Here is a 7,413-nt window from a genome sequence, read left to right as displayed (position 1 = left end):
ACTATTTTATTGCCCGTTCCGGTGACGCTAACTGGCTGAATACCGATGGCTGGCGATATATGTTTGCTTCCGAAAGTATTCCCGCTCTGCTGTTTTTACTGCTGCTGTACACCGTACCGGAAAGCCCGCGCTGGCTGATGGCGCGTGGCAAACACGAGCAGGCGGAGGGCATTCTGCGCAAAATTATGGGTAGCAGCCTCACCACCCATGCCATGCAGGAGATCAACCAGTCTCTGGAGCATGGTCGTAAAACCGGCGGACGCCTGTTGATGTTTGGCGTGGGCGTGATAGTCATCGGCGTGATGCTGTCCGTCTTCCAGCAGTTTGTCGGCATTAACGTCGTGCTCTACTACGCGCCGGAAGTGTTTAAAACGTTAGGGGCCAGCACCGACGTGGCGCTCTTGCAGACCATTATTGTCGGCGTAATCAACCTGAGCTTCACCGTGCTGGCCATCATGACGGTAGATAAATTTGGTCGCAAACCGCTGCAAATTATTGGCGCATTGGGTATGGCTCTTGGGATGTTCAGCCTTGGTACCGCGTTTTACACCCAGGCTTCCGGGCTGATAGCGCTGCTGTCGATGCTGTTTTACGTCGCCGCATTTGCCATGTCCTGGGGACCGGTTTGTTGGGTGCTGCTGGCAGAAATCTTCCCGAACGCGATTCGTGGCAAAGCGCTCGCCATTGCCGTCGCCGCGCAGTGGCTGGCGAACTACTTCGTCTCCTGGACCTTCCCGATGATGGACAAAAATTCGTGGCTGGTTTCCCATTTCCACAACGGTTTCTCCTACTGGATTTACGGTTGTATGGGTATTCTGGCGGCGTTGTTTATGTGGAAGTTCGTGCCGGAAACCAAAGGCAAAACGCTGGAAGAACTTGAGAAGTTATGGACACCAGCAGAAGAGAAAACGCCGAAAGCCGCCATACAATAAGCTGATTTATCGCCACGCCGTACGTCCGTTACGGTGTGGCGACGCCTATTCTCGCCGTAGTCGGTTAGAATTACATAACCACAACGTGATAACCAACAGGAGGAGCGCCGCCGAATAGAGTAATACATCCATTGGCGTTTTATGATCGACAATGATCAGGCGCACAATCGCCGTGATCCCAATGTACACAAAATAGCGCAGCGGAAAGTGAAGGCCAGACTTAAAGTACTTCACAATCAGCGCAATAAATTCGAAATAAAGAAAGTAGATCACCAGCCCTTCCACCAGTTCATATTTGCTGGCTTGCTCAGGCACGAATAATGCGTCCGCCAGATGCACTGTCTCTTTACCGAGAAAAACGACCAGGATCAGACCGAGGGTAAGTAGCCCCAAATTTAGTACGTTTTGTAAAATCGTGGCGATAAACTCAAGACGTGAGCGCGATAATGGCATCATAACAGCCCCCCTCTTTCTCTGTGGCGAGGTTTCTGTATAACGCACAAATGTGACGAGCATCTATATTTTTTATTTATGTTTATATTTTGTTCAATAAGATGATTTGCCGGGTAGCGCCGTGAACGCCTTATCCGGCCTGAGTATTAACGGAAATTTATGCTCCTGTCACTGGTCATATCATACAGGCCAAACTTACGGCCAAGCTGTTGACCACCGTCACGCGTCAGCGGCGTCCAGCCAATTGCCGCACGACTTCGGGTTGGGCCGGACGAGAAGAGATCCAGCGGCACGGAAACATATACGCCTTTGGTAAAATCCCCTTCCCCATATTCATCCGGCGACGCATCGGTAATCGTCGCGTAACCGCCGACAACGACGCCGCTATCGAAGCGTTTGGCGATCTCCAGCGTACCGCCTTTATCGCCCGCCAGATACTGACCAACGCTGGCTTTCACCAGCACATCCTGGGCGAACGACGGCGTCCAGTATGCGGTCAAATGTCCGGTCTTCACGCTGTAATCGGTAAACTTCATCATATCCTGCGCGCTACGCCAGTCACGCTGTTTCACGTAGTTGGCATCCAGACCAAACGCCCAATTGCTGTCTACCGGGCGATACAGGACTTCCGCCCCGGCACCGCCAAACATGGTCTCCAGATAGCCACCGTAGACCTGCCCATAGAAACCATTGCCAAAATACTGGAAGTAGTTGGCCTGTAGGTTATTCACATAAACATCATTCTGCACATACTCACGGACATGCGTACGCACCCGCGGCAGATGCGAATCCTTCGGCGGATTGGTGTAGTTAAATTTGTCGTAGTTGTTGGCGATATTGGCAAACACGCTGCCCGTGGTGAGCAGATGATCCGTGACCCACAGATCCGCAGTTCCCATTACGCCAAACTGATACATATAGAAGTTTTCCGGGCCGCCTACCGACTGATTCAGCACGGGATCAAGATGAAAATCAACGCGCGACTTGTCGATATACCAACCCTGTTCAGTACTCTCTGGCACGATCGGCTCTACGCGTTTTTGCGCCAGCGGGGTTTCATGTCCCAGCGGTTCGCCTTCCAGATGGCGTTTCAGGCTGGCGACATCGGTTTCAGTGGTGACCTGCGGCAGATTAAGGCGGTTTTCCGTCACGCGGATCGTGCGGATCCCCTCCGGCAGATCGTTCATGACGATCCGGTTAGCGCGCACGATCCCTTCACGGGAGTCGCGGTACTTCACCTGTTCGCCGGTAACGTACAGCGTATCGCCTTTGACCTGGATTTTCGGGTCCGCCAGACCGGCATTATATTTCAATAACGTTAATTGATTAGCCACTACCGAATGTTGCAGGATGGCATCCTGCGGCTGTGGTCGGTATTGCGGGCGTGAATTGTCATGATACGCGGGACGTAAATCGTTGAAATTGGTGCGCAGCGTAACGCCAAACATAAAGGTGTTGCCGCGCTCGTAGCTGAGGTTAACGTCGGCCCAATCGGTGACGCGGTAAATGGCGCCGACGTTAAACTTGCTCTTCTGCTCCAGTTTACCCGCAAAATCCTGCTGATAGTTATTGCCTTCATACTCCAGCTTCAGGCGTAGCGGTTGCCACGGGGTCTGGTATTCCACGCCGCCAAACAGCGAGGCCGGGCCGTGAAACATATCGCTACCGTCGACGGAACCTGCCTCTTTATAGCTGTTATCACGCGAACAGAATTTATCACTATACGAACAGAAAGGATTAGACACATTGCCGCTGGTGCCAAGATAGCCCCAGCCGAGACCTAATGAAAAATCAAACGGCCCCCAGGCCTTACTCGCTACAATATATTCCGCATCAAACAGCCCCGTTCCGCCGATATCGCGCGCGCCAACCGCCACCTGCGGCATCCAGTAACTCTCTTCCCACAACCGCAGTTTCACATCAAACGCTTTATCTTTGTAAGTCTGGTCGCCGGAGAATGATTCCACGCTGCTGTACTTTTTCGTACGGACATCGGTATAGCGCAACGTGGTTTCCAGCCACGGGAAAAGCTGAACCGAAGCCGAGTAGTAGCGGTACTGATCGTTATCGCGATAGTTCAGGCTCATCTCCCCTTCACGCGCCATACGCGCTGTCGGCGTTTGCAGCAGGCCCACGCCGCCAAAGTCAGATTGTGAAGGCCCAACAGGGGCTGGATATGTTTCGGCATGGCAGGCCGCGCTAATACCCAGCGCCAGCACGCTGAGCAGATGTGTTTTTTTCATTATTCCGGTATCCGCTGCGTCAGGGTATGAAGAATGTCGGCATTTATCGCCTCCGGCGTGCCGCGCCAAAGGGAATCGGCAAAACCGACAAAAATAATGCTGCCGGGCATCGGCTCGATATGACGTTTATTCCAGTAAGCCACCGGCGCTTTTTGGCTACGTCCATCAGGGTAAACCACCCAGGCATAGCTACGATCCGCGCCGCTGAGTAAGCGCTGACCCTCAAGATAACTGGCGACGTCCCGCCCAGGAACGAACGGCTGGCTGCCCGGCTGGCTAATCAAGCCAAAGAGCGTCACCTGCGTGGGTTGCGGCCCGACCCAGAGCGTGTAGTGTCCTTGCAGCGGCGGGTTACCTCGTTCGCTCACCCGCACCACGTCAGGATCAAGATTCACTAATTGTCTGCCCGTCACCTTCACCGCCTGAATCTGTCGGCGCAGTGTGTTTATCGCCGCCGCCGCATCGCCGTCTTCCTCAGCGCTGAGCGCCGCCAGTCGCCCAAGAAGTTCCTGCTGTTGCTGACGCGCCGTCACGGTCGCCTGTTCTTCGCCTATCACCGCTGCGGGCCACCAGCTCGTTGCCAGGCGCGGCTGTCCGACTAAATCGAGCAGACGCTCAGCGTCTGTCAGCGTTTTAGGCTCGCTATTACCTTGGGTAAAAACGGTCACAGTGCCGCTGGCAAAGGCGGATGACGCGACAAAGGCCAGCGCCAGCACGCTTATCGTCCTTTTCATCATGATTTTGCCGCCTTAATCAGCGTGGTTTTCACCGGAAAGTAATTCGCGCCCAGATATTGTTCCGTCTGGCGAATTTGGCCTTCACTATCAACCCAGTAGCGATTACGCCAACGCGTTTGATCGGTCGTCACTTCTTCATCCAGCACCCGCACGGCGGTCTCTTCACTGCCGACGCTAACGCTATCGGTCCCTCGCCATGTAAAAACGGAACGGGCGGTGGCGTAACGCACCTGGCGATGTTCGGTCCAGCCCAGGGTGCGAGTCCAGGTCGCGCCATCGATAATCTGTCCTGGTTTCGCCAGCGGGTCGGCCGCCAGATTATTCACATCGATCAGGTTGTCACCGCTGAGCAGCGTTTTGACCAGACGGCCATGCTGCGTCACGATCGTCGCGCCATCCTGCGTCACCCATTTCTGCTGCCCGTTTTCCGAGAAAGCGAGCACCACAAACAGTTGAGGACCGCCGTTAAGCTGCATGTACTGGCTGGCATAAGGCATGTTTTGAATATCGTCATCCGTTAGCTGTACGCCTGGCGTACCGAACAAACTGTCCCACAGTGAATCGCCCAGGCCTTTAGTGGTGGCCGAACACGCCTGTAATAGCAGGCAAATCAGGATAAGTGCGAGTCGCTTCACGACGCTTCTCCAGAGGGGCAAAATAACCACACCGGAGTGTGGTTATGGTTAAACGTACCGATACTACTGGGTACTGGTGGTCGTGGTGGTCGTGGTTCCGGTATTGGAACCATCGCCGCCGCCGGTTGCCGCTAACGCGACGCCCACCGCCGAACTTACGGTGCTAACGCTGGTGGCGGAGGAACTTCCCGCCGATACCGACGTCGCTGCCGACCCTGCCGCTTCACCCACCTGAACGGGGGCCGCCGAGACAGATGTCGCCGCAAGCGCGGTTATGGCAAAAATGCCATACAGTACTTTTTTCATCATAATTTCCCTTCATTGAATGAATGGAGATTTACCCAAAAGAATTTCGGGCGCTACCGAGTATACACAACCAAAGCAGGCGGATTATGTCCGGGAGAAATAACAGCGAGGTTTTAGGATAATTAAACTTTAAAGAAGTAACGTCTACATTATTTAATTAACAAACAAATAAAATCAATAAGTTAAAATTAAACCAAAAGACATCAGCATCCGTATAATCTGAAAATAACGCAGAGTGATTTTCTGGTTATTGCTTATTTTAGGATTAAGCTCAATATAAAATTTTGGGGATAAAGACGGACAAGCGGAATTATCTTATAAAAAAAGCCGATGTGAATATCGGCCTTTTTATTATCTTATTCTCTTTTTGCCGGATGGCGGCGAAACGCCTTACCCGGCCTACAGACGCTATGCATTACGTAGACCGGATAAGCGCAGCGCCATCAGGCGCGCCAGGCTTTATAACGGTTAATCAGACCGTTGGTAGAGCTATCATGGGACGAAATAGCTTTATCATCGCCCAGCTCCGGCAGAATACGGTTAGCCAACTGTTTACCCAACTCAACGCCCCACTGGTCGAAAGTAAAGATGTTCAGGATGGCGCCCTGCGTAAAGATTTTATGCTCATACAGCGCAATCAGCGCGCCCAGGCTGAACGGCGTAATTTCGCGCAGCAGGATAGAGTTGGTCGGGCGGTTGCCTTCAAACACTTTGAATGGCACAACGTGTTCAAGCTGCGCCGGATCTTTACCCTGATCACGATATTCCTGCTCAACCACCTCGCGGGATTTACCAAACGCCAGCGCTTCGGTCTGCGCGAAGAAGTTAGACAGCAGCTTCTGATGATGATCGGATAGCGGGTTATGGGTGATAGCCGGGGCGATAAAATCACACGGCACCATTTTAGTACCCTGGTGAATCAATTGATAAAACGCGTGCTGACCGTTGGTGCCTGGTTCGCCCCAGATAATTGGGCCTGTCTGGTAATCCACGGCGTTGCCGTTACGGTCAACGTATTTACCGTTGGATTCCATGTTACCCTGCTGGAAGTAGGCGGCGAAACGGTGCATATACTGGTCGTACGGCAGAATGGCTTCGGTTTCCGCGCCGAAGAAATTGTTGTACCAGATGCCAATCAACGCCAGCAGAATGGGTAGGTTTTTCTCCGCCGGAGTGGTGGAGAAATGCTTGTCCATCGCGTGCGCGCCGGAAAGCAGCTCGACAAAGTTGTCGAAACCGACGGACAGAATAATGGACAGTCCGATGGCAGACCACAGCGAGTAACGACCTCCGACCCAGTCCCAGAACTCGAACATATTGGCCGTGTCGATACCAAATTCGCCGACCGCTTTGGCGTTGGTGGAGAGCGCAGCAAAGTGTTTCGCCACGTGTTTTTCATCGCCTGCAGTTTTCAGGAACCAGTCGCGCGCACTGTGGGCGTTGGTCATGGTTTCCTGCGTGGTGAAGGTTTTCGACGCCACCAGGAACAGAGTCGTTTCCGGGTTCACTTTTTTCAGCACTTCAGCGATGTGGGTACCATCAACGTTAGAGACGAAGTGCATAGTCAGATGATTTTTATACGGACGCAGCGCTTCCGTCACCATGAACGGGCCGAGGTCGGAACCGCCGATACCGATGTTCACCACGTCGGTGATGGCCTTACCGGTGTAGCCTTTCCACTGACCGGAGATAATCGCTTGCGAGAAAGTTTTCATTTTCTCAAGCACGGCGTTCACTTCCGGCATCACATCTTTGCCGTCCACAATGATCGGCGTATTGCTACGGTTACGCAGCGCCACGTGCAGCACGGCGCGGTCTTCGGTGCGGTTGATCTTCTCGCCGGAGAACATGGATTTAATCGCGCCGGCCAGATCGGTCTCTTTCGCCAGATCCTGTAATTTTGCCAGCGTCTCTTCAGTGATGCGGTTTTTGGAGAAGTCCACCAGCATCAGATCGTCAAACGTCGCGGAAAATTTAGCGAAACGGTCGCTATCGTTCGCGAAAAGCTCAGCGATCGTAACGTCTTTCATTTCGTCGTAGTGTTTCTGGAGCGCCTGCCAGGCAGAAGTCTGCGTTGGATTGATGTTTTTCATTAGCAATACTCTTC

The 7,413-nt window shown here is 53.1% G+C and carries 7 protein-coding genes; 1 reads left to right on the top strand and 6 read right to left on the bottom strand.

Features of this window, described 5'->3' with window-relative positions:
• Positions 1 to 932: sugar porter family MFS transporter (locus tag ACLD11_RS18285; RefSeq protein ID WP_411015222.1), on the top strand; the 932-nt coding region annotated here is incomplete at its 5' end.
• A 45-nt stretch (positions 933 to 977) separates the two neighbouring features.
• On the opposite strand, the gene psiE is transcribed toward ACLD11_RS18285, so the two are convergent.
• The 6 genes from psiE to pgi all read right to left on the bottom strand — a co-directional run bounded on the left by psiE (position 978) and on the right by pgi (position 7,399).
• Positions 978 to 1,388, bottom strand: a complete 411-nt coding sequence (gene psiE, locus ACLD11_RS18280) for a phosphate-starvation-inducible protein PsiE (RefSeq protein ID WP_183060016.1) — start codon at positions 1,386 to 1,388, stop codon at positions 978 to 980.
• Positions 1,389 to 1,531: 143 nt separating this feature from the next.
• Positions 1,532 to 3,628: a YjbH domain-containing protein gene (locus ACLD11_RS18275; protein WP_411015221.1), complete on the bottom strand. Its 2,097-nt coding sequence runs from the start codon at positions 3,626 to 3,628 to the stop codon at positions 1,532 to 1,534.
• Complete coding sequence (locus ACLD11_RS18270; RefSeq protein WP_411015220.1) at positions 3,628 to 4,365, bottom strand: capsule biosynthesis GfcC D2 domain-containing protein; 738 nt, start codon at positions 4,363 to 4,365, stop codon at positions 3,628 to 3,630. Before ACLD11_RS18270 ends, ACLD11_RS18275 begins: the two co-directional genes overlap by 1 nt.
• Complete coding sequence (locus tag ACLD11_RS18265) at positions 4,362 to 5,000, bottom strand: YjbF family lipoprotein (protein WP_000824809.1); 639 nt, start codon at positions 4,998 to 5,000, stop codon at positions 4,362 to 4,364. The genes ACLD11_RS18270 and ACLD11_RS18265 overlap by 4 nt, the downstream gene beginning before the upstream one ends.
• Positions 5,001 to 5,063: 63 nt before the next feature.
• Entirely contained in the window at positions 5,064 to 5,306 is a 243-nt protein-coding gene (gene yjbE / locus ACLD11_RS18260) for an exopolysaccharide production protein YjbE (RefSeq protein WP_001541297.1), read from the bottom strand.
• A 443-nt stretch (positions 5,307 to 5,749) separates the two neighbouring features.
• Entirely contained in the window at positions 5,750 to 7,399 is a 1,650-nt protein-coding gene (pgi, locus tag ACLD11_RS18255; protein WP_000790036.1) for a glucose-6-phosphate isomerase, read from the bottom strand.
• Positions 7,400 to 7,413 lie beyond the last annotated feature (14 nt).

This window comes from Salmonella sp. 741265116_PST (assembly GCF_046567715.1).
Taxonomy (GTDB): domain Bacteria; phylum Pseudomonadota; class Gammaproteobacteria; order Enterobacterales; family Enterobacteriaceae; genus Salmonella; species Salmonella enterica.
This window is presented reverse-complemented; position numbering and strand designations above follow the sequence as displayed.

Excerpts from the sequence above, each read along its gene's own strand:
- ACLD11_RS18275 (WP_411015221.1), bottom strand. The coding sequence starts at position 3,628 with ATGAAAAAAACACATCTGCTCAGCGTGCTGGCGCTGGGTATTAGCGCG.
- ACLD11_RS18270 (WP_411015220.1), bottom strand. The coding sequence starts at position 4,365 with ATGATGAAAAGGACGATAAGCGTGCTGGCGCTGGCCTTTGTCGCGTCA.
- psiE (WP_183060016.1), bottom strand. The coding sequence starts at position 1,388 with ATGATGCCATTATCGCGCTCACGTCTTGAGTTTATCGCCACGATTTTA.
- yjbE (WP_001541297.1), bottom strand. The coding sequence starts at position 5,306 with ATGAAAAAAGTACTGTATGGCATTTTTGCCATAACCGCGCTTGCGGCG.
- pgi (WP_000790036.1), bottom strand. The coding sequence starts at position 7,399 with ATGAAAAACATCAATCCAACGCAGACTTCTGCCTGGCAGGCGCTCCAG.